The 20,031-nt window shown below is 62.0% G+C and carries 18 protein-coding genes; 6 read left to right on the forward strand and 12 right to left on the reverse strand.

The genetic code is table 11. The features are described 5' to 3' along the window. Window positions 1–76: 76 nt before the first annotated feature. Entirely contained in the window at window positions 77–1,006 is a 930-nt protein-coding gene (locus ACTJKM_RS12675) for a LysR family transcriptional regulator (RefSeq protein ID WP_058328218.1), read from the reverse strand. Between the two features lie 92 nt (window positions 1,007–1,098). Here ACTJKM_RS12675 and ACTJKM_RS12680 point away from each other — a divergent pair, with 92 nt between their 5' ends. Continuing rightward, on the forward strand, window positions 1,099–2,115 hold the full coding sequence (locus tag ACTJKM_RS12680) for an SDR family NAD(P)-dependent oxidoreductase (protein ID WP_082663604.1): 1,017 nt from the start codon (window positions 1,099–1,101) through the stop codon (window positions 2,113–2,115). Between the two features lie 55 nt (window positions 2,116–2,170). On the opposite strand, the gene ACTJKM_RS12685 is transcribed toward ACTJKM_RS12680, so the two are convergent. Together ACTJKM_RS12685 and ACTJKM_RS12690 are read right to left on the reverse strand one after the other, a co-directional pair. After that, on the reverse strand, window positions 2,171–3,133 hold the full coding sequence (locus ACTJKM_RS12685; RefSeq protein WP_440660416.1) for a lytic transglycosylase domain-containing protein: 963 nt from the start codon (window positions 3,131–3,133) through the stop codon (window positions 2,171–2,173). Window positions 3,134–3,213: 80 nt separating this feature from the next. Then, a complete protein-coding gene (locus ACTJKM_RS12690) occupies window positions 3,214–3,723 on the reverse strand; it encodes an N-acetyltransferase family protein (RefSeq protein WP_440660418.1) in 510 nt (169 codons plus the stop codon). Between the two features lie 37 nt (window positions 3,724–3,760). On the opposite strand from ACTJKM_RS12690, the gene ACTJKM_RS12695 reads away from it, so the two are divergent. Beyond that, entirely contained in the window at window positions 3,761–4,330 is a 570-nt protein-coding gene (locus tag ACTJKM_RS12695) for a helix-turn-helix domain-containing protein (RefSeq protein ID WP_440660420.1), read from the forward strand. Between the two features lie 2 nt (window positions 4,331–4,332). Here the strand turns inward: ACTJKM_RS12695 and ACTJKM_RS12700 are convergent, their stop codons facing one another. The 5 genes from ACTJKM_RS12700 to trxB all read right to left on the reverse strand — a co-directional run bounded on the left by ACTJKM_RS12700 (window position 4,333) and on the right by trxB (window position 9,266). Continuing rightward, window positions 4,333–5,136 (reverse strand): aminoglycoside phosphotransferase family protein, encoded by an 804-nt coding sequence (locus tag ACTJKM_RS12700; RefSeq protein WP_440660422.1) that lies wholly within the window; start codon window positions 5,134–5,136, stop codon window positions 4,333–4,335. Window positions 5,137–5,201: 65 nt separating this feature from the next. Beyond that, window positions 5,202–6,338, reverse strand: coding sequence for an alkene reductase (locus ACTJKM_RS12705; RefSeq protein ID WP_440660424.1), 1,137 nt, complete (start codon window positions 6,336–6,338; stop codon window positions 5,202–5,204). Window positions 6,339–6,368: 30 nt separating this feature from the next. Further along, entirely contained in the window at window positions 6,369–6,659 is a 291-nt protein-coding gene (locus ACTJKM_RS12710; RefSeq protein WP_440660426.1) for an ArsR/SmtB family transcription factor, read from the reverse strand. Between the two features lie 618 nt (window positions 6,660–7,277). Next, window positions 7,278–8,174 carry a LysR family transcriptional regulator VtlR gene (locus ACTJKM_RS12715; RefSeq protein WP_034791460.1) on the reverse strand — a complete coding sequence of 299 codons (897 nt, stop codon included), beginning with the start codon at window positions 8,172–8,174 and terminating at the stop codon, window positions 7,278–7,280. A gap of 117 nt (window positions 8,175–8,291) precedes the next feature. After that, on the reverse strand, window positions 8,292–9,266 hold the full coding sequence (gene trxB / locus ACTJKM_RS12720) for a thioredoxin-disulfide reductase (protein ID WP_440660428.1): 975 nt from the start codon (window positions 9,264–9,266) through the stop codon (window positions 8,292–8,294). Window positions 9,267–9,923: 657 nt separating this feature from the next. Between trxB and ACTJKM_RS12725 the strand changes: the two genes are divergently transcribed. The 3 genes from ACTJKM_RS12725 to ACTJKM_RS12735 are packed head-to-tail and all read left to right on the forward strand — an operon-like array spanning window position 9,924 to window position 12,255. Further along, the gene (locus ACTJKM_RS12725) at window positions 9,924–10,394 is read left to right on the forward strand and encodes an Lrp/AsnC family transcriptional regulator (RefSeq protein ID WP_053247447.1); all 471 of its coding nucleotides are present in this window, start codon (window positions 9,924–9,926) and stop codon (window positions 10,392–10,394) included. Between the two features lie 9 nt (window positions 10,395–10,403). Continuing rightward, window positions 10,404–11,225: a glycosyltransferase family 2 protein gene (locus ACTJKM_RS12730; protein WP_057250288.1), complete on the forward strand. Its 822-nt coding sequence runs from the start codon at window positions 10,404–10,406 to the stop codon at window positions 11,223–11,225. A 7-nt stretch (window positions 11,226–11,232) separates the two neighbouring features. After that, window positions 11,233–12,255, forward strand: coding sequence for a glycosyltransferase (locus tag ACTJKM_RS12735; protein WP_058328212.1), 1,023 nt, complete (start codon window positions 11,233–11,235; stop codon window positions 12,253–12,255). Between the two features lie 41 nt (window positions 12,256–12,296). Here ACTJKM_RS12735 and ACTJKM_RS12740 read toward each other — a convergent pair whose 3' ends face one another. Next, the gene (locus tag ACTJKM_RS12740; protein WP_057250291.1) at window positions 12,297–13,355 is read right to left on the reverse strand and encodes a glycosyltransferase family 4 protein; all 1,059 of its coding nucleotides are present in this window, start codon (window positions 13,353–13,355) and stop codon (window positions 12,297–12,299) included. Window positions 13,356–13,441: 86 nt separating this feature from the next. Then, window positions 13,442–13,918: a transcription elongation factor GreA gene (gene greA, locus ACTJKM_RS12745; RefSeq protein ID WP_058324180.1), complete on the reverse strand. Its 477-nt coding sequence runs from the start codon at window positions 13,916–13,918 to the stop codon at window positions 13,442–13,444. A 284-nt stretch (window positions 13,919–14,202) separates the two neighbouring features. On the opposite strand from greA, the gene ACTJKM_RS12750 reads away from it, so the two are divergent. Continuing rightward, window positions 14,203–15,693 carry an MFS transporter gene (locus ACTJKM_RS12750; protein ID WP_440660431.1) on the forward strand — a complete coding sequence of 497 codons (1,491 nt, stop codon included), beginning with the start codon at window positions 14,203–14,205 and terminating at the stop codon, window positions 15,691–15,693. A gap of 28 nt (window positions 15,694–15,721) precedes the next feature. On the opposite strand, the gene ACTJKM_RS12755 is transcribed toward ACTJKM_RS12750, so the two are convergent. Together ACTJKM_RS12755 and carB are read right to left on the reverse strand one after the other, a co-directional pair. Further along, window positions 15,722–15,997 (reverse strand): DUF6894 family protein, encoded by a 276-nt coding sequence (locus ACTJKM_RS12755; RefSeq protein ID WP_063893379.1) that lies wholly within the window; start codon window positions 15,995–15,997, stop codon window positions 15,722–15,724. Window positions 15,998–16,216: 219 nt separating this feature from the next. Then, window positions 16,217–19,708: a carbamoyl-phosphate synthase large subunit gene (carB, locus tag ACTJKM_RS12760; RefSeq protein ID WP_058324182.1), complete on the reverse strand. Its 3,492-nt coding sequence runs from the start codon at window positions 19,706–19,708 to the stop codon at window positions 16,217–16,219. Between the last annotated feature and the right edge of the window lie 323 nt (window positions 19,709–20,031).

A 20,031-nucleotide genomic window follows, 5' to 3' on the forward strand; every position in this document is an offset into this window, starting at 1 on the left:
ACACTGAAATGACCTAAGTCTTTGAAATTACGCAATTCCGGACGGAAAACCGTTTCGCACTTTTCCTGGAGTTGCTCTAAGTGGAAGCATCCCCGTCCTGGGCCGCGGGTGCGACACCGCGAATGTAGTCGCGCAGCCCCTTGGCGAGCGCATCGAAAGTGACGCGGCAGCGCGGCGCCGTCTTCAGGTTCTCGTGCATCACCAGCCAGGTGTCGAGCTTCATCTCGAAGAGGCCAGGCAGCACCGGCAGAAGGTCGGGGTCGCGCGCCGCCAGTCCGTTCTGGCAGATGCCGATGCCGAAGCCGGCGCGGATCGCTGCGAACTGGGCAAGGTTGCTGTCGGCCTTGAGCGCAAACCGTGCCGTCGGCAGTTCTGGCGAACGTGCGATGATCGCCCGGATCGCCGCGGTTTCCCGGTCGTAGCCGATCAGGCTGTGATCCGCGAGGTCGGTCAGTGCCCGAGGCATGCCGCGCCGCGCGATGTAGCGGCGGTGGGCGTGAAAACTGATGGGGACGACGCCGAGGTGGCGGGCGATCAATGCATCCTGCGCGGGCGCGACCATACGCACCGCGATATCGGCCTCCTGGCGCAACAGGTCTTCGACCGCATCGGAGGCGGAAAGTTCGATCGTCAGCTCCGGATAGGCCTCGTGCAGCTCCGCCAGGATCGGCGGTAGGACCTCGATGCCGATGACCTCGCTGGCGCTGATGCGCACGGTACCGCTGACGGCATCACGCTGGCTGGACGCCGCCCGCAACAGTGCCGCAGATGTCGCCGAGAGCGTCTCGGCATAGGGCTTCAGCGCCAGCGCGGCATCGGTCGGCAGCAGGCCATGCGGGGAGCGCACGAAGAGCGGATAGCCGAGTGCCGCTTCCATGGCGTCCACGTGCCGGCCGACAGTCGGCTGCGTCAAGCCGAGCTCGCGGGCGGCCGCCGACAGCGACCCCTCCCGCAGCACCGCGAGGAACGTTCTGTAGAAGTCCCAGCTCAAATCTATTCTGCTCATACATTTCAGTATATCTGGTCAAGGCTTTTCGGCAATTCCGTTTAGCTCGGCGATGCGTGATCCTGTCTTCATCGAAACGGATGGAGCGAGACATGGCCGAGATGCGGGAAAGAATGAGGATCGCGCTGGTGCTCGGGGCGACGGGCGGCATCGGCAGCGCCGTGGCACGCGGGCTCAGCAAACGCGGCTGGCAGGTGCGCGCCTTGAACCGAAACGCCGAGAAGGCGGCGCAGGCGGAGCCGGCGTTCGACTGGCGGCAAGGCGATGCCATGATCGCGCGCGACGTTCACGCTGCGGCGCAAGGGGTCGATCTGATCGTGCACGCCGTCAATCCGTCCGGCTACCGCAACTGGGGAACCCTGGTGCTGCCGATGCTCGACAACACCATCGCTGCTGCGAAAGCCTCAGGCGCGCGCATCCTCCTGCCGGGAACGATCTATAATTTCGGCCGGGATGCCTTTCCCGTTCTGACCGAGGACGCACCGCAGAACCCGGACACCGACAAGGGCCTGATCCGCAAGGAGATGGAACGTCGCCTGAAGGACGCGTCCGAGGCAGGCATCGGCGTCATCATCGTCAGGGCAGGAGACTTCTTCGGCCCGGGAGCCGCCAACAACTGGTTCTCGCAAGGGCTGGTAAAGCCCGGAAAACCGCTGACGGCGATTTCCTATCCCGGCCATGAAGGCACCGCGCACCAGTGGGCCTATCTACCCGATGTCGCGGAAACCATGATCCGCCTCGTCGAGCGTGCCGAAAGCCTGCCGCGCTTTGCCGTCTATCACATGCGCGGCTTCCTCGACCGGAACGGAACGGAGATGGTGGCGGCGATCCTCCGCGTCGTCGGTAAGCCGGAGCTACCCGTTCGGGCTTTTCCCTGGTGGCTGATCGGCCTTGCCGCGCCCTTCGTCCCGCTCTTCAGGGAACTGCGCAAGATGCGCTACGTTTGGCGCGAGCCTCTGAGAATGCCGAACGAGCGGCTGTTGGCGGTTCTCGGCGAAGAACCGCATACGCCAATCGACGAGGCGGTCGCAACGACGCTCAGGGGACTTGGTTGCATGCCTATAGAGGCAGAGGCCAGAACGGCCACTGGTGACCGCGTTCTCGCGTAGTGGAATTGCCTGGCGAAGCCGCTACGGCTAGCGGCACGGATGGCGCGTCGAACCGTCAGTTCCTGAAGACAAGGCAGGCGCCACCGCTCTTGCGAATGGTGGCGCAGAGCTTGTTTGCTTCCGCCTGGGTCTCGCGGCCGATGCGTGCGGCGTAGCGGATCCTGAGGCCAAAGCTGGCATTGCGCTCCCTGAGCAGGAGGGCCTTCTCGCTGCGGATCGGTTCCGGCAGGCGCTTGGCAGCACGCACAAACAATCGCTGCGCCACCGACTTCTGGAAGTGCGCGGCGAGTTGCACGCCCCAGGGCGCCCATTCGGCTTCGTCGATCACCTCGATATCGCGAAGGTTGCGGGTGCTGGCGAGCGCCACGCAACCATCGAGAAAGGTCTTGCCCTTGTCGAGCGTCAGGTCGAGCGTCTTCGGTGGATTGTCGCGCCAGTCCTCGACGCTGTAGGTGGTGATCGCCAGGACGTAGTTGCGCGTCTCAGTCGGCAGCCAATCGACCTCGAGAAAACGCTCCAGCCCGTTTTCTCCGGCATTGTAGGCGGCGGCGGCAAAGCCGAGATTGCCGTAGCGCGACTTGAGCTCGTTCAGATATTCCGCGGACTTGCCCAGCGCTTCGACGACATCGAAGCTGTTGTTGAGCCCCCGCATCTTCGCCGTTCCAGGCATGAACTGCGCGATCCCTTCGGCCCCCTTGGGGCTGACCGCATTCGGCCGGAACAGGCTTTCACGCCAGATCAGGCGGGCGAAGAAGGCCGCGGGCAGGTCGTTCACCGTCGCATAGTGGTCGATCACGCCGCAGACGTCGCGGGCGAAATTCTCCTTGCTGATGCAGAGCGCCTTCGCGGGATCGATGACCGACCGTCCTGAATAGACGCATTTCGGTTGGGGGATGAGCTCATCGATACGAGCGACCGCGGGGACCGCTCTGTATGCCGGAAGGCTGACAAGCAGCGCCAGCGCCGCTCTCGCGACCCGTGCCCAAGCGCCCGATCTCACCTTCCGCCGAAGACCCACGTTAAAGTGTTTCCAGAAACAGTCCTTGCGCGTTCATAGCATCTCCGACCGCCTCGACAAACGGTCATTGTCGAGACGGTCTAGCGCGGCGAACCTGTCGGGAGCACCAATTGCATGAATGTCAGATCGAGCCAGCGGCCGAATTTCGTGCCGACTTCGCGCATGCGGCCGGTGTCGACAAAGCCCAGTTGGGCATGAAGGCGGATCGAGGCCGTGTTTTCCGATTCGATGCCCGCGATCATCACGTGTTTGCCCAGCCGCTCAGCCTCGGCGATCAGCGCGACCATAAGCTTGCGGCCAATGCCACCGCCGCGCCGATCCTTGTGAACATAGACGGAGTGCTCGACCGTGTGGCGATAACCGTCGAAGGCGCGCCAATCGCCAAAGGACGCATAACCGACGACGTCGCCTTCATCGGAGACGGCCACCAGCACCGGATAGCCCGCGTCCACGCGCGCCTTCAGCCAGGCCGCTCGATTGGCGACGTCGACCAGGGTCTCGTTCCAGATCGCCGTCGTGTTGGCCACCGCGTCATTGTAGATCTCGCAGATGACTGGCAGATCGTCTTGGATGGCCGCTCGGATCAGCATGCTTGCTCCTCACATTCGTTCACTATATGACTACGAAATGAATACTAAAGTAGACAGCCTGGATCAACGGCTCAGTGAACGAATTCGTCTCGAAAGGGAAGCGCGCGGCTGGTCGCTGAGCGAGCTTTCGGAGCGCTCGGGTGTCTCGCGTGCGATGATCCACAAGGTCGAGCGGGGCGACAGCAGCCCGACGGCGACATTGCTCGCCAAGCTTGCGGGCGCGTTCGGGCTGACCATGTCCAGCCTGATCGCGCGCGCAGAAATGAGCCAGGGCAGGCTGTCGCGACGCCGGGACCAATCGGTCTGGCGCGATCCACAAACAGGATATCTCAGGCGCCACGTGTCACCGATGTCGGAGCTGCCGCTCGAACTGGTCGAGATTGAGCTTCCGGCAGGCACCGAAGTGCCGATCCCGGCATCCGCCTATGCGCTTCACCGTCGATGGATATGGGTGAAAAAGGGCAGCCTGACCTTTGTGGAAGGCCTCGAGACCCATGTTCTCGGCGAGGGGGATTGCCTGGAGCTTGGCCCGCCGCAGGATTGCGTTTTCCGCAATGTCAGCGGCGAGACCTGTATCTACGCCGTCATCCTGTTGAGGACCGGCTGAGCTCAACGGTCGAGCTCGGCGATTGCGATCTGCGCCATCGTCAGGTCGCTCTCCACGCCGAAGTCGTCACCATCCTCCAGGAACCAGGCAGCGGAAAGCCCGGCATAGGCCAACACCCAATTCAGGATGCGGCGCGGGTGAAGGCCGGTCTCCTCGGCGACGATGGGCAGGTGCCGCTGCAGCCGGCCCGGCGCGGTGACCAGTGGCAGCTCAGGATTGCAGAACAGGTTGGCATAGTCGTAGCCGCGATCACCGAGAACGCGCTTCGGGTCGATTGCCAGCCAGCCGCGGTCGCCGAAATCGAGGATGTTGGCGTGATGCACGTCGCCATGCAGCACGACAGGCGGTTCCGGATCGGCAAACAGGCCCTTCGCCGCCGCAAGTGCACGCGCAAAAAGGCCGCCTTGAGCAGGAGCGGCCGCCTCCAGTGAAGCGAACCATTTGTCGAGCGGCACGAGATCCTGGGGAACGGGTGTCGAACGCGGAGCATGAAGCTCGGCAACCGTGCGGCAGATGATGCGCGTCACCTCTTCATCGCTTCCCGTCATCGCCATGTGGAACAGGTTGCGCTGGCTGTCCGTGCGCTCCATCAGGACGGCATCACCATCGGACTCATAGATCTGCGCGGCGCCGTGCCCGTTCCAGTAGAGCATCGGCAGGCGACCGAACTTTTCCTCGGGATCCTGCGCGACTTTCAGCATCGCTGGCTGGTTGCGGTAGCGGACGGGATGAAGATGGCTGGAAGGTGTAACAATAATCTCGCCGTCAGGCTGCAATGACCATTTTTCAAAATATCTAGAAGACATAATGGGTTAACTTCCCAATGGACAAATGCCCCGTCGGGTGACGGGGCATCGGCCATGTGGGAGCGTCAGGCGACCTGTTCAAGGGCCGGATAGTCGGTGTAGCCCATGGCGCCGCCACCATAGAAGGTCGTCTGATCCGGCGTGTTGAGCGGCGCGTCGAGCTTCAGCCGCTCGACGAGATCCGGATTGGCGATAAACGATTTGCCGAAAGCGACGAGATCGGCTTCGCCGTCCTTGATCGTCTTCACCGCCAGCGCCCTGTCATAGCCGTTGTTCGTCATCCAGGCAGCCTTGCCGCCAGCCGCGACATAGGTGGAACGCAGCGCGTCATAATCGAATGGGCGGTCGCCCTGCTGGTGGTCACGTGGACCACCCGTCGCGCCTTCGATGATGTGGATGTAGGCGAGGGGATAACGAGCGAGGTTCTTGACCGCATAGCCGAAGAGCGTTTGCGGCTCCGGATCGAAAACGTCGTTGGCCGGCGTGACGGGCGAAAGGCGGATGCCGACGCGTCCGGCGCCGATTTCCTTCGTCACGGCATCCATGACCTCAAACAGGAAGCGGGCACGGTTCTCGATCGAACCGCCGTAGGCATCCGTGCGGTGGTTCGAGCCGGAACGCAGGAACTGGTCGATGAGATAGCCGTTGGCCGCATGGATCTCGATGCCATCGAAGCCGGCGTCGATCGCAGCGCGCGCAGCCTTGCGGTAGTCCTCGACGATACCTCCGATCTCGGCGACATCAAGCGCGTGCGGTTCGGAGGTTTCGGCAAAGGAACCGGTACCGTCAGAATTGATCAGATAGGTCTTGGACTTGGCACGGATTGCAGAGGGCGCAACCGGCTTCAAACCATCCGGCTGCAGCGAATTGTGCGAGATACGGCCGACATGCCACATCTGGACGACGATCCGGCCACCCTTCGCATGCACCGCATCCGTCACCTTGCGCCAGCCTTCCAGTGCCTCCGGCGTATAGAGACCGGGCACGTCGGCATAGCCCTGGCCCTGCTGGGTGATCGCCGTTCCCTCGGTGATCAGCAAGCCGGCCGTCGCGCGCTGCTCGTAATAGGTGACGTTCAGTGTGTTCGGAACGGCACCGGGTGAACGATTGCGTGTCAACGGCGCCATGACGATGCGGTTCTTCAGCGCGATGTCGCCAATGGTGATGGGGTCAAAAAGCGAGGCCGTGGGAGGTCCTTTCATGGAGGTCTGCTTGGGAGGAGCTGTTTGCTTTTAGAGATCGCCGATGCTTTTGCGGAAGGCGGCAATCGTCTCTTCATCGCGGCGGTAGAAGATCCACTGGCCAACCCGGCGCGTTGTCACGAGGCCGGCGCGCTGAAGCACTGCGAGATGCGAGGAAACGGTCGACTGCGACAGGCCGCAGCGTTCGAATTGACCGGCGCATACGCCGAGATCGAGCGGATGTTCCTGCGTTGGGAAATGGAGCTGGGGCTCTTTCAGCCAGGCGAGGATGTTCACCCGCACTGGATGGGCAAGCGCCTTCAATATCTCGTCTCGATCCATTGTATATCGCCATATCGAGTTTTATCGATAGATGTATCGCTAAAACCCGATATTCAAATAACAAGACCGTGAACACCATGAAGGCAAAAAAAGAGGGCCTCAAGAAAACTTGGGCCCTTGTAGTTGTGAAGGTAATAAGAACCTCCAGAGGGGAACAGCTAATGCGGTGGCGGGGGAGGAGGAGCCACCAAGAATGCATCAGCTGCATTTTGATATGGGAAGCGAAGTATCGGCTTTCAATAGCCGACTGTGATTTTCGTCACGGCTCGCTCGTCTTCAAACAGTAGACAAAAAAAGAGGGCCACAAGATGACTTGGGCCCTTATAAGTTGTGAAGGTAATTAAACCTCCAGAGGGGAACAGCTGCTGCGGTGGCACTGGGAGGAGAAGCCACCAAAGATGCATCAGCTGAGTTTGGTATGCTGCTTTTTTGGGCGGGCAGCAATCATTTAATATGCATGACAGCCATGTCATGTGCGCATCCCTGCCTATTTTTGCGTCGCACAATGAAAATGCGCCGCACAAAAGTGAAGGCGCATTCAAAAATCTTACATCAAAAACAAATAGTTACGATAACGATAAAGAAATGCTCACAAAAAGAGCATTTGCCGATTGAACGTCAGAAGTTCCAGTTCCGGGCCTTGGCGACGATGTAATCGCGGAAGACCTTGAGCTTCGCGGCATTCTTCATCTCGTCTGGATAGCAGAAATAGGTATCGAACGAGGGGATGTCGGCGCTGATTGGAAGCTGTATGAGGCCCGGGTCGCGGCCAACGATATAGTCAGGCAGCATCGCAACGCCGATGCCCAGGAGGCAGGCGCGCTTGATCGAGGTCTGGCTGTTGATCTGCAGGTGCGACACGCGCGGATTGTCGGAATCGCGGCCTGCGATTTCGAGCCAGTTGACGTCGAGCAGATAGTTCGGCGCCGGTTCACCGAAGGTGATGATGCGGTGATTGTCGAGATCCTCGACCGACTGCGGCTCGCCGTATTTGTTGATGTAGGACGGCGCCGCATAGACGTGCATATGCACCGTGAACAGCTTGCGCTGAATGAGGTCCGACTGCTGCGGCTGGCGCAGGCGAATGGCGCAGTCCGCATGGCGCATGTTCACGTCGAGCTCTTCATTGTCGAGGATGAGCTGGACTTGCACGTCCGGGTGCAGCGACATGAACTCCTGGATCTTGTCGGTGAGCCAGCCCTGGCCGAGGCCGACGGTCGTGGTGATGCGCAGCTTGCCGCTTGGCTTGTCCGTGGTTTCGCTCAGCTGAACCTTGACGCTCTCGAGCTTCATCAGCACTTCGTGCGCCGTCCGGTAGAGGATCTCGCCCTGCTCGGTGAGGATCAGGCCGCGCGCATGGCGGTGAAACAGCTTGATGCCGACGTCCTGCTCAAGCGAGCTCACCTGCCGGCTGATCGCCGATTGCGAAAGATGGAGCTTGTCTGCCGCATGCGTGAACGACCCAGCCTCGGCCGCCGCGTGAAAAATGCGCAGTTTGTCCCAGTCCAGCGACATGAAGTCCCCCATAAGAAACCACTCCGGAAGACGGGGTCCTGTCTTCCGGATGTGGCTGATGCGTCTGTTCCCACACGGGGCGAGGTGCCTCAGCGGCACCACCCCGATTCGCAGCTTCTATTCGGCTGCAATTGCGACGGGCATATGACCCGCCAGGTATTTCTCGGTCTCGAGCGCTGCCATGCAGCCCATGCCGGCCGCCGTCACCGCCTGACGATAGATGTCGTCCGTCACGTCGCCTGCGGCAAAAACGCCGGGCACGTCCGTCGCCGTCGAATCGGCCGCGGTCCACAGATAGCCGTTGGACTTTTGCCGAAGCTTGCCTTTGAAAAGTTCGACCGCCGGGGCGTGACCGATTGCGACGAACACCCCGTCGGTGACCATGTCGGCGGTTTCGCCGGTCTTGGTGTTGCGCAGCTTCACGCCGTCGACCGAGGCGGGCATCGGCGGCTTGGCCGGTGCGCCCAGATATTCGACGACCTCATGGTCCCAGATCACCTTGACGTTCGGCTTGGCGAACAGGCGCTCCTGCAGGATTTTCTCGGCGCGGAAGGAATCGCGGCGGTGCACGACGGTGACGGTCTTGGCAAGGTTCGACAGGTAAAGCGCTTCTTCAACGGCCGAGTTGCCGCCGCCGACGACGATGACATCCTTGTTGCGGTAGAAGAAACCGTCGCAAGTGGCGCAGGCCGAGACGCCGAAGCCCATGAAGGTCGGTTCGGTCTCGATCCCGAGCCACTTCGCCTTGGCGCCGGTGGCGATGATCAGGGCGTCCGCCGTCCAGTCGGTACCGCTATCGGTCTTGATGCGGAACGGACGCACGGACAGATCGACGTCGGTCACGAGATCGTTGACGATCTCGGCGCCGACATGGGTCGCCTGCTTCAGCATCTGCTCCATCATCCACGGGCCCTGGACCGGATCGGCATAGCCCGGATAGTTCTCCACGTCGGTGGTGATCATCAACTGGCCGCCCTGTTCCAGGCCGGCGATCAGCACCGGCTCGAGCAGGGCGCGCGCCGTATAGATGGCGGCCGTATAACCGGCCGGGCCGGAGCCGATGATCAGCACTTTCACGTGACGGGCAGTCATAGTCTTGTCCTTCGTTCACGGGGAGAGGGAACGCTCTCGTCCGATTCCATTGCGTCAATGGGAAATAGTTCCATAGTTTAGGTATTCCCTACCACGACTTTCAAGGGCGTCGGCCCTGATACACACAAGTGCTTGAGCGCCAAGCCTAGTTTTGCCACCAGATGACGCGTTTGTGCACCAGGTTTCGGCCATGCGATCCGTCTTTACCGAGCCATGCGCCGGGAGCAGTGCGACAGCGGAATTAATGCCGCATCGGGCCAAGCCGATGCCGCTTCGGACGGTGGCGGCCCATTTTTGCGGTAAGACCGGTGTCAGCCATGCCATTTTCCCGCGAATAGTCGGCGGGACTGCTTGTTGTCCAGCGGGTTTGGCGATATTTCACGCGGATTCACTTTGCTGGAGAAGCATATGGGGTTGAATGCCGGCCGTGCTTGGTTCCATCGCGCTGCGCTCGGCCACGCACCGACTCGAGACGACCTCGCCCTTCTGGAGCGCGCCTTGCCGAGAATCTCGACCGAGATGATCGCCGCTGCGCCGGGATAGGGGACGCACCAGTCAACATCGCCGGCCATCGGGGCCAGCTCAACCGTCAGCAAATACAAAGTTTTTGACTTTGCCCTCGCGCAAAAAGTCACCACGCAAAAAGGACGAACGTTCATGACGAAACAAGTCGAGCTCGACGCAATCGATCTCAAGATCCTTCGCGAGCTCCAGCGTGATGGCCGGATGACCAATGTCGATCTCGCCCAAAGGGTCGGCATCTCTGCGCCGCCGTGCCTCAGGCGCGTGCGCAAGCTCGAGGAAACCGGCGTCATCAAGGGCTATCACGCGCTGCTGAATGCACCGGCACTCGGCTTCGATCTCGTCGCCTTCTGCATGGTCGGTCTGAAGCGCCAGTCGGAAGCGGACCTGAAGGCTTTCGCGGCCGCCACCGCCGAATGGCAGATCGTCCGCCAAGCCTGGACAGTTTCCGGCGAAAGCGACTTTTTGCTGCATTGTGTCGCCGAGAATCTGACGGCTTTCCAGGATTTCGTCATCGAAGTGCTGACGGCCAACGAACGAGTAGACACGGTGCGCACGATGCTGACCATTCGCCAGGTCAAGGATATCGGCCTCGTTCAGATCTAAGGCCCGCCCATGAACAAGCTTCCGCTTTCCGCCTTCATCATCTGCCAGAACGAAGAAGCCTACCTCGGCAATTGCATCGAGAGCCTCGAGCAATGCGCGGAAATCGTCATCGTCGATTCCGGCTCGACCGACGGCACGCCGGCACTCGTGCAGTCCTATATCGACGAGGGCTGGCCGATCCGTTTCCTGCATGAGCCGTGGCGAGGGTATGCCGGTCAGAAGCAGTTTGCGCTCGACCAGTGCACGCAGCCGTGGTGCCTCAACATCGATTCCGACGAGCGCCTGGACGAGCCACTGAAGGCGCTGCTGCCATCGCTGCTCGATGCACCGGCGGAGACGGTCGGCTGGCGCGTCGCCCGCAGGCCCTATCTGATCGGTTACGGCTACACGCCCGAGCGGGTGCACGAGCGGCGGAACCTCAGGCTGATCCGCCAGGGCAGGGGACGCTACGACCTCAATCAGAAGGTCCATGAGGGGATCGTTCCGGATGGCGCCGTCAGTGCCGCACGCAAGGGAAGCCTGCTGCATTACCGGCCGCTGATCATCGACGAGCAGATCCTCAAGGAAAACAAATACTCGACGCTGAAGGCAGACCAGCAGTTTGCGGCCGGAAAGTCCGCGCGACCCTACAAGATGCTGTTCAGCCCACCGCTCTATTTCTACCGGCTCTATTTCCGCAATGGCCTTTGGCGCTGCGGCTTTCCGGGTTTCATCGAAGCGACGACGGGGGCGGTCTACGCCTTCCTGACCGCAGCCAAGATCTATCAGAGGCACGCGCTGAAGCGCCGTCCGAACCATGACGACATGGATCGGCGCCAGACCAGCCCGTGAGGTTCCCATGAAAATCATGCACTTTCATTTCGGCAAGGACGGCGGCGCAGAGCGCTTCTTCGTTCATCTGGTGAATGCGCTTGGCGAGCGCGGCGTCGAGCAGACCTCGGTCATCCGGCCCGGACGCATCTGGCGGAAGGATATCGAAGGTGCAACGCGCATCATCGAAAGCAATTTCCGCAACCTGTCGCTCGACCGGATCCTTTTGCCGATGAAGGTCAGCAGCATGGCGCGCCGCGAGAAGCCGGACGCGCTCTTTGCCTGGATGCCGCGCGCCAGCCGCCTCATGCCGAACTACAAGGGCTGCATCAAGATTTCCCGCCTCGGCGACTATCCGCTGCGTCTCGAATATTTCCGCAATACCGATTGTCTCGTCTGCAACACGCCCGGAATTGCCGAGCATGTGCGCAAGATCGGCTGGAAACGCGACGTCGAGGTGATCTCCAACTTCACCGGGACGGAACGCGTCGCGCCAGTCAGTCGCGCCACGCTCGACACGCCGGAGAATGTGCCGGTCGTCATGTCGATGGGCCGGTTCGTGCCGCGCAAGGGCTTCCACACGCTGATACAAGCCATCGCCAAGGTGCCGGACGCCTATCTCTGGCTGGTCGGCGACGGCGAGGAGCGGGAAAACCTCGAGAAACTTGCGGCCGACCTCGGGGTGGCAAAGCGTGTGCGCTTTGCCGGCTGGCAGAAGGATACGCGGCCGTTTCTCGCCGCTTCGGACATCTTCGTCATGGCATCGAGCCATGAGCCGCTCGGCAATGTCATCCTCGAGGCCTGGGCCCAGGGCACGCCGGTTGTCTCCAGCCGTTCGGAAGGGCCGCAATGGTTCATGCGCGATGGCGAGAACGGCTCGATGGTCGACATCGGCGACGCCGACGGTTTCGCCCAGGCGATCGACCGCATCGCGAGCGACGCGTCACTGGGCGAGCGCCTCGCCGCACGCGGCCACGAGACGCTGATGAACCAGTTCTCGAAGCAGGCGATCACTGACGCCTACTTGAAGCTCTTCGCTTCCAGGCGCTGAGCTAATTTCGCTCGCGCGGCTGCCACACGAATGGCAGCCGATCAGGAACGCATCAGCCGTTCGTAGACGGCGTTGATCGCACGGGCCTCGCCCTCGATGGCGAAGGAGGCGCAGGTGAGCCCCAGGCCGTTGGCGCCTGCCATCGTGCGGCGGCGATCATCATCCATGAAGCCGGCAGTCGCCTCAACCATCGCCTGCAGATCGTTTGCCGCAATGACCGTGCCGGTTTCCTGCTCGCCGACGACGACCAGTTCCGAAAACGCACCGACATCGGTCGCAATAACCGGCACACCGGTTGCCATGGCTTCGAGCGGCGTCAGACCAAAACCTTCCCAGCGCTGCGGCGCGATGAAGAGGTCGAGCGCGCGATACCAATCGGGAATGTTGGTGTGCTCGCCGACGAAACGGATGCGGTCCGTCAGACCGGCTTTTGCGACCCGTTCCTTCAACTCGTTCTCGAACGCCACATGCGGGCCGGTCGCGCGCCCCGCGACGATGGCACTCCAGCCCGGCCGGCAGGGGAGCAACGCGATCATGCTATCAACGAAGAGGTCGGTTCCCTTCTGCTTACGCACCCGTCCGAAGCAGCCGACATATTTCTGCGCCGGATCGAGCCCGAGCGCAGACTTGGCGGCGACTGTATCCGCCGGCGGCTGGAAGCGTTTCGTGTCGATGCCGTGCAGGATGACCGTGTTCGGTACTTCGAGATAGGCGGCGGTCTTGCCGCTCGTCGCGATCACCGCATCCATCCTGGAGATCAGGAACTTGCTCCAGCCAGTGTGGCGCCGCTGCGAAGCCGAGGTGAAGACGATCTTCAGCTTCATGCCGAGCAGATCGCGCAGCACGATCGCCGGCAGCATCTCGACGTTACGGCGTGCATGCCAGACCCGGCAGGGCCGACCATCCGGTGCGCTCCACAAGCGCAGGAGATCGCGGAATCGGATCGAGGGCAGGGTGTCCGGCAGCCCCGGGCCAAGCACGGCGACCTTTTCGCCAAGCGCGCGCTGGATCGGAACCAACTGGATAATGGTGGACGTCACGCCCGAGAGGCGGCGCTTGAAATTGGGAGCGATGACCTCGACGTTCCGGATATCGGCCACGAAAGCGCACTCCTTGCGCGAGCAACGATCGTCTTTTGGAAAGAGAGAAATGGGGCGAAGGGAGGCTTCGCCCCTGCCGGGGCTGATCAGCCCCAGTTGACCGCGAGAATTTCGTAGGCCTTGGAGCCGCCGGGGGCGTTCACTTCGATGGAATCGCCGACTTCCTTGCCGATCAGGGCGCGCGCGATCGGCGACGAGATCGAGATGCGGCCAGCCTTCACGTCGGCTTCCTGGTCGCCGACGATCTGATAGGTCTTTTCCTCTTCGGTGTCCTCGTCGACCAGCTTGACCTTGGCGCCGAATTTGATCTTGGAGCCGGACATCTTCGAGAGATCAATGACTTCCGCGCGGGCGATCAAGTCTTCGAGCTCAGTGACGCGGCCTTCGTTATGGCTCTGCGCCTCCTTGGCGGCATGGTATTCGGCATTTTCCGACAGGTCGCCATGTGCACGGGCTTCGGCAATCGCCTCGATGATTCGTGGTCGTTCTTCCTGCTGGCGCCAGCGCAGCTCCTCCTGCAGGTTGACGAATCCACCCTGTGTCATCGGCACTTTTTCGACCATTTCATTGTCCTTCATCAAGCACGAGGCGNGGCGGCGCCAACGCAAAAGAAAACGGTCTCCGGCGCGTAAACACCGGAACCGTCCGAAACTTCGAACCTTCGTTATAGCAGAAACGGAAGCGCGAAAGCCAGATATTTCGCCACCATCCACCGAAGCCAACAAACCATCCGCAACTTGTAGACGAAGGAAACCGGTGGCAAGTTTTGCAGAAACAGCTTTACCTCAACTGCGGTTGAGGTCGTATCAGAACTGCTCCTGCAGAATATCACGAGGAAGCATGGCCCATGGATCTTGCCAAGGACCACCACATCAAGACAGGCCCGAACGCGGAGCCGCAAACGGATGGCCGCTGGAGCGAACTGCTCCGGCCCGACTATCTGGCGGCAACGGTCACACTTTGCCTTGGGGTCGCACTCTTTGCGTTCAATGAATTTTTCATTTCGACGGCGCTACCGACGGCTGTCGCGCAGATCGGCGGCGCCACGCTGCTTTCATGGGCGGTTACGCTCTATCTCGTCTTTGCGATTCTCGGCGGGGCGCTGGCGGCCAATCTGAAGGCAAGGTTCGGCGCACGTGGCACGCTGATTGCTGCCGCCGTCGTATTTGTCGCCGGAACCCTGATCGCGACGACCGCGAGCAGCATGCCGCAGGTGCTTGCCGGGCGGGTGTTCCAGGGATTCGGCGAAGGTATCATCGCCGCGGTCTGCTACGCGCTGATCCCGGAACTCTTCCCGCCGCGGCTGGTGCCGAAGATCTTCGGAGCCGAAGCCATCGTCTGGGCAATGGCCGCCTTCGGCGGTCCGCTCGTCTCCGGATTCCTGACGGAGCATTGGTCCTGGCGGGCGGCCTTCGGCGTCAATATTCCGGCAGCCGCAATCTTTGTCGTGCTCGTCCTCGCCATCGTGCCGGCACAAAAGGCACCAGCCAGCAAGCCACGTCCGATCCCGCTCCTGCGGCTGATTGTCGTCGGCGCCGGAATATTGCTGATATCGGTATCGACCACGGCCAGAAGCGTTCCCTTGACGGTCGCGGCGCTGGCGACAGCGCTGACGATCCTCTGGGCGGTGGTCCAGACCGACCGGCGCGCAGAACATTCGATCCTCCCTGCCGGCGCTTTCGCGCTCGCGAAGCCGCTTGGCACCGGCCTTTGGGTGGTGCTGCTGATGCCGCTGGCGCAGGCATCCGGCTCGATCTACCTCATCTATGGCCTGCAGCATGTGTGGAACTTCAGCCCGACGGCTGCCGGCTTTTCCGGCGCGCTGATGGCGATCTCCTGGAGCCTGACCGCAATTCTCGTTGCGAGCCTGCGCTCACATGATCTGCGCGTGAAGCTGATCCAGGCCGGGCCGGCTCTTCTCAGTATCGGACTTGCCGGCCTGACGATCGCGGTCGCCATCGACGAATTCCGCCTGGTCTTTCCGAGCCAGATCGCGATTGGCGCCGGCTTTGGCATCTCCTGGGGCACGCTCAGCCAGTTGATGATGGATGTGTCGCCGCATAAGGAACGCGACAAGACGTCAGCCTTTTTGCCGACGCTGCAATCGGCCGGCTACGCCATCGGTGCTGCAATCTGCGGGCTTACCGCAAATCTTCGCGGCTTTGACGAGAAGGCAAGCGTGGCGACGATGCATGGCGCATTGTTCACCGTCTTTGTGGTCGCATCCGTGATATCGACGGCATCGCTCTATTTCGGCGTCAGAACCGTGCGGCTTGCAGGCAAACGATCGCGGCACGCCCAAGGAGGAGCGGCGCTCGGGGCGCTCGCAGGAGACTAGAGCGCCGTGCGTTCAGACAGATGACGTTCTAGGCAGCTGCGTGGAGCGGCGTACCGACGTGACGGCGCCCAAGAAGCGCCCGTTGCTCGCCGCCGCGCCCGATCGATGGCACGATCGTTGCGAGCAGCCTGCGATTGCTGGAGAAGACTTCGACCTTCAGCGATCCATAGTCCGCGTCGCGGCCGATCTTGTCGGCGATGCGCTGACCATAATAGAGGGCCGAGCCCTCATCGAAATGGATGATGCCGTCCTCGTCGACGAAGTGCTCGTCGCCGCAATGCAGATCGAAGAAATAGAGTTGCACGATCTTGCCCCATATCGCGCCATGCCGGAGGTTTCTCCGATCCCGAAGTGCGCAGGCGTATAAGAGCATGGTGCGGAAGAATGCAGGCTGAACCGCTCGTTCATCGGGCATTCAGCCGGAGGTGCCGGACAAAGGTCGCGCCATACGGCATCCCACACGGACGATCGTTTCGCGGGGAGCGAAAACGGCGCGCGAGATTGTCGCGCGCCGCTCGTCGTATCAGGCCTTGAAATAGCTCTGCAGCGGACGCACTTCGAGGCTGCCGGCCTTCAGCGCCTTGATCGCATGGGCTGCCGCTTCCGCGCCGGCCATGGTGGTGTAGTAGGGCACCTTCTGCATCAGCGTCGCGCGGCGAAGCGACTTGGAGTCCGAGATCGCCTTGTTGCCGTCGGTCGTGTTGATGACGAGCTGGACGTGACGGTTGCGGATCGCGTCTTCGACGTGCGGCCGGCCTTCCTGGACCTTGTTGACCTTGGTGGCGGCAATGCCGTTTTCACCGAGGAAACGCGCGGTGCCGGCCGTGGCCATGACCTTGAAGCCGATATCGACGAGAATGCGGATCGCCGGAAGAACCCGGGTCTTGTCCTCGTCGCGCACCGAAACGAACACCGTTCCATCGCGCGGCAGGTCGACGCCTGCGCCGAGCTGCGACTTGGCGAAGGCCAGCGCATAGTCGGTGTCGAGACCGATGACTTCGCCGGTCGAGCGCATTTCCGGACCGAGCAGCGTGTCGACGCCGGGGAAGCGGGCGAAGGGGAAGACCGCTTCCTTCACCGCAATGTGCTTCAGGTTGCGCGGATCCGGCTTCTCGCCATAGGCGGCGATCGCGACGTCGAGCGTTTCGCCGGCCATCACGCGGGCTGCGATCTTGGCGATCGGCGCGCCGATCGTCTTCGCGACGAAGGGCACGGTACGCGATGCGCGCGGGTTGACTTCAAGCACGTAGATCGTGCCGTCCTTGATGGCGAACTGCACGTTCATCAGGCCGCCGACATTGAGCGCCTTGGCAAGCGCTGCCGTCTGGCGTTCGAGTTCGTCGACCATGGCCGTGTCGAGCGTATGCACCGGCAGCGAGCAGGCGCTGTCGCCCGAGTGGATACCGGCTTCCTCGATGTGTTCCATGATGCCCGAGACGAAGACGTCCTTGCCGTCGCAGAGGCAGTCGACGTCCACTTCCGTGGCATTCGTCAGGTAGCTGTCGAAGAGCAGCGGGTTCTTGCCGAGCAGCGTGTTGATCTGGCCGGTCTTGTCGTTCGGGTAGCGCTGCTTGATGTCTTCCGGAACCAGGCCCGGAACCGTGTCGAGCAGATAGGTCTGCAGCATGCTTTCCGAATGAATGATCTGCATGGCGCGGCCGCCAAGAACGTAGGACGGGCGCACGACCAGCGGGAAGCCGATCTCGGCAGCGACCAGGCGGGCCTGCTCGACCGAGTAGGCGATGCCGTTGCGCGGCTGGTTGAGGTCGAGCTTCATCAGCAGCTTCTGGAAGCGGTCGCGGTCCTCGGCAAGGTCGATCATGTCGGGTGCCGTGCCGAGGATCGGGATGCCGTTCTTTTCCAGCGCTTCGGCCAGCTTCAGCGGCGTCTGGCCGCCGAACTGCACGATGACGCCGACGAGTTCGCCCTTTTCCTGTTCGGCGCGCATGATCTCGATCACGTCTTCGGCCGTCAGCGGCTCGAAATAGAGGCGATCGGAGGTGTCGTAGTCGGTCGAAACCGTCTCCGGGTTGCAGTTGATCATGATCGCTTCGTAGCCGGCATCCTTCAGCGCGAATGCCGCGTGGCAGCAGCAGTAGTCGAACTCGATGCCCTGGCCGATACGGTTCGGACCACCACCAAGGATAACGACCTTCTTGCGGTCGGAAACCCCAGCTTCCGACCGGGCGGCACCGACGAAGGGCGTTTCGTAGGTCGAGTACATGTAAGCGGTCGGCGAGGCGAATTCGGCGGCGCAGGTATCGATGCGCTTGTAGACCGGGCGAACATTCAGCGCGTTGCGCAGTTCGGCCACTTCCTTCGGGCGCTTGCCGCCGAGCGTAGCGAGGCGCGCATCGGAGAAGCCCATGGCCTTCAGCATGCGCAGGTTCTCGGCATCCTGGGGCAGGCCGTGCTCGCGGATGCGTGCCTCCATGTCGACGATCGCCTTGAACTGGGCGATGAACCACGGATCGATCTTGCTCGCCTCGTGAACATCTGCCTCGCTCATGCCGAGGCGGAGCGCCTGGGCAACCATACGCAGCCGGTCCGGCGTCGGCGTGCCGATCGCGGCGCGGATGGCGTTGCGGCCATCGCCGTTGTCGTCCATGTCGGGGATTTCGATTTCGTCGAGGCCGGTGAGGCCGGTCTCAAGGCCACGCAGCGCCTTCTGCAGCGATTCGGCAAAGGTGCGGCCGATCGCCATGACTTCGCCGACCGACTTCATCGCGGTGGTCAGGACCGGCGAGGCGCCCGGGAACTTCTCGAAGGCGAAGCGCGGGATTTTGGTGACGACGTAGTCGATCGAGGGCTCGAAGGAGGCCGGCGTCGCGCCGCCGGTGATGTCGTTGTCGAGTTCGTCCAGCGTGTAGCCGATGGCGAGCTTCGCCGCGATCTTTGCGATCGGGAAGCCGGTCGCCTTGGAGGCGAGCGCCGAGGAGCGCGATACGCGCGGGTTCATTTCGATGACGACCAGACGGCCGTCCTTCGGGTTGACGGCAAACTGCACGTTCGAGCCGCCGGTCTCGACGCCGATCTCGCGCAGAACCGCGATCGAGGCGTTGCGCATGATCTGGTATTCCTTGTCGGTCAGCGTCAGCGCCGGAGCAACGGTGATCGAATCGCCGGTGTGCACGCCCATCGGATCGATGTTTTCGATCGAGCAGATGATGATGCAGTTGTCCGCCGTGTCGCGGACGACCTCCATTTCGTATTCCTTCCAGCCGAGCACCGATTCTTCGATCAGCACTTCGGTGGTGGGCGAAGCGTCGAGGCCACTGCCGACGATGTCGAAGAATTCCGTGCGGTTATAGGCGATACCGCCACCGGTGCCGCCGAGCGTGAAGGACGGGCGGATGATCGCGGGCAGGCCAACATCGTCGAGCGCCTGCGCGGCGATCGCCATCGCATGGTTCAGATAGCGCTGCTTGCGGTCGCCTTCACCGAGGTTCCACTGGTTCTCCAGCTCGTCGAGCGCCTTGTCGAGGTCCGGGCCGGACAGTCGGCCCTTCAGTTCGGCGCGCTCGGCCTCATGCACCTTGCGGTCATGGTCCTTGATGTCGGTGGCGTTCGCCAGCCGCGACTTCGGCGTCTCCAGGCCGATCTTCGCCATCGCCTCGCGGAAGAGGGCACGGTCTTCGGCCTTGTCGATCGCGTCGGGCTTGGCACCGATCATCTCGACATTGTAGCGGTCGAGAACGCCCATACGGCGCAGCGACAGTGCGGTGTTGAGCGCGGTCTGGCCGCCCATGGTCGGGAGCAGCGCGTCCGGGCGCTCCTTGGCGATGATCTTGGCGACGACTTCCGGGGTGATCGGCTCGACATAGGTCGCATCGGCGAGGCCCGGATCGGTCATGATCGTCGCTGGGTTGGAGTTGACGAGGATGACGCGGTAGCCTTCCTCCTTCAGCGCCTTACAGGCCTGGGTGCCGGAATAGTCGAATTCGCATGCCTGACCGATGACGATCGGCCCCGCGCCGATGATAAGAATGGACTTGATATCTTGGCGCTTCGGCATGGTCGGTCATCCGTTTCTAGCTGCGCGAAAAACCGGCCAAAGTGGGAGGTCACCGGCCGGGCACGCATTGATGGTCTTTTCAGGCTAGAAGCGGCTTATAGGCAAATGTATCTGCAAGCGAAACCCCGAAAATACCGGAATCGACAAGAAGCCGGCATATTTGCGCGTTCTCTGCTTTATCGCTCGCTCGGCGGCACTAAAACCGCGCCAAAGCGTTAGGCGCCGACGGCGCGCACTGGCGGCTTCGACCCGGACGAGCAGGTCGTGCGGATCGGGCCGGGGCTTGTGCACTTCTTCCACGCCGAGGCGACCGATTCCTTCAA

The organism is Ensifer sp. 22460, from assembly GCF_052044935.1.
Classification (GTDB): Bacteria; Pseudomonadota; Alphaproteobacteria; order Rhizobiales; family Rhizobiaceae; genus Ensifer.

Bases quoted from the DNA above. Each gene is read 5' to 3' on its own strand.
- ACTJKM_RS12675 (WP_058328218.1), bottom strand. From the start codon at position 1,006: ATGAGCAGAATAGATTTGAGCTGGGACTTCTACAGAACGTTCCTCGCG.
- ACTJKM_RS12680 (WP_082663604.1), top strand. From the start codon at position 1,099: ATGGCCGAGATGCGGGAAAGAATGAGGATCGCGCTGGTGCTCGGGGCG.
- ACTJKM_RS12690 (WP_440660418.1), bottom strand. From the start codon at position 3,723: ATGCTGATCCGAGCGGCCATCCAAGACGATCTGCCAGTCATCTGCGAG.
- ACTJKM_RS12695 (WP_440660420.1), top strand. From the start codon at position 3,761: ATGAATACTAAAGTAGACAGCCTGGATCAACGGCTCAGTGAACGAATT.
- ACTJKM_RS12700 (WP_440660422.1), bottom strand. From the start codon at position 5,136: ATGTCTTCTAGATATTTTGAAAAATGGTCATTGCAGCCTGACGGCGAG.
- ACTJKM_RS12705 (WP_440660424.1), bottom strand. From the start codon at position 6,338: ATGAAAGGACCTCCCACGGCCTCGCTTTTTGACCCCATCACCATTGGC.
- ACTJKM_RS12710 (WP_440660426.1), bottom strand. From the start codon at position 6,659: ATGGATCGAGACGAGATATTGAAGGCGCTTGCCCATCCAGTGCGGGTG.
- ACTJKM_RS12715 (WP_034791460.1), bottom strand. From the start codon at position 8,174: ATGTCGCTGGACTGGGACAAACTGCGCATTTTTCACGCGGCGGCCGAG.
- trxB (WP_440660428.1), bottom strand. From the start codon at position 9,266: ATGACTGCCCGTCACGTGAAAGTGCTGATCATCGGCTCCGGCCCGGCC.
- ACTJKM_RS12725 (WP_053247447.1), top strand. From the start codon at position 9,924: ATGACGAAACAAGTCGAGCTCGACGCAATCGATCTCAAGATCCTTCGC.
- ACTJKM_RS12730 (WP_057250288.1), top strand. From the start codon at position 10,404: ATGAACAAGCTTCCGCTTTCCGCCTTCATCATCTGCCAGAACGAAGAA.
- ACTJKM_RS12735 (WP_058328212.1), top strand. From the start codon at position 11,233: ATGAAAATCATGCACTTTCATTTCGGCAAGGACGGCGGCGCAGAGCGC.
- greA (WP_058324180.1), bottom strand. From the start codon at position 13,918: ATGGTCGAAAAAGTGCCGATGACACAGGGTGGATTCGTCAACCTGCAG.
- ACTJKM_RS12750 (WP_440660431.1), top strand. From the start codon at position 14,203: ATGGATCTTGCCAAGGACCACCACATCAAGACAGGCCCGAACGCGGAG.
- carB (WP_058324182.1), bottom strand. From the start codon at position 19,708: ATGCCGAAGCGCCAAGATATCAAGTCCATTCTTATCATCGGCGCGGGG.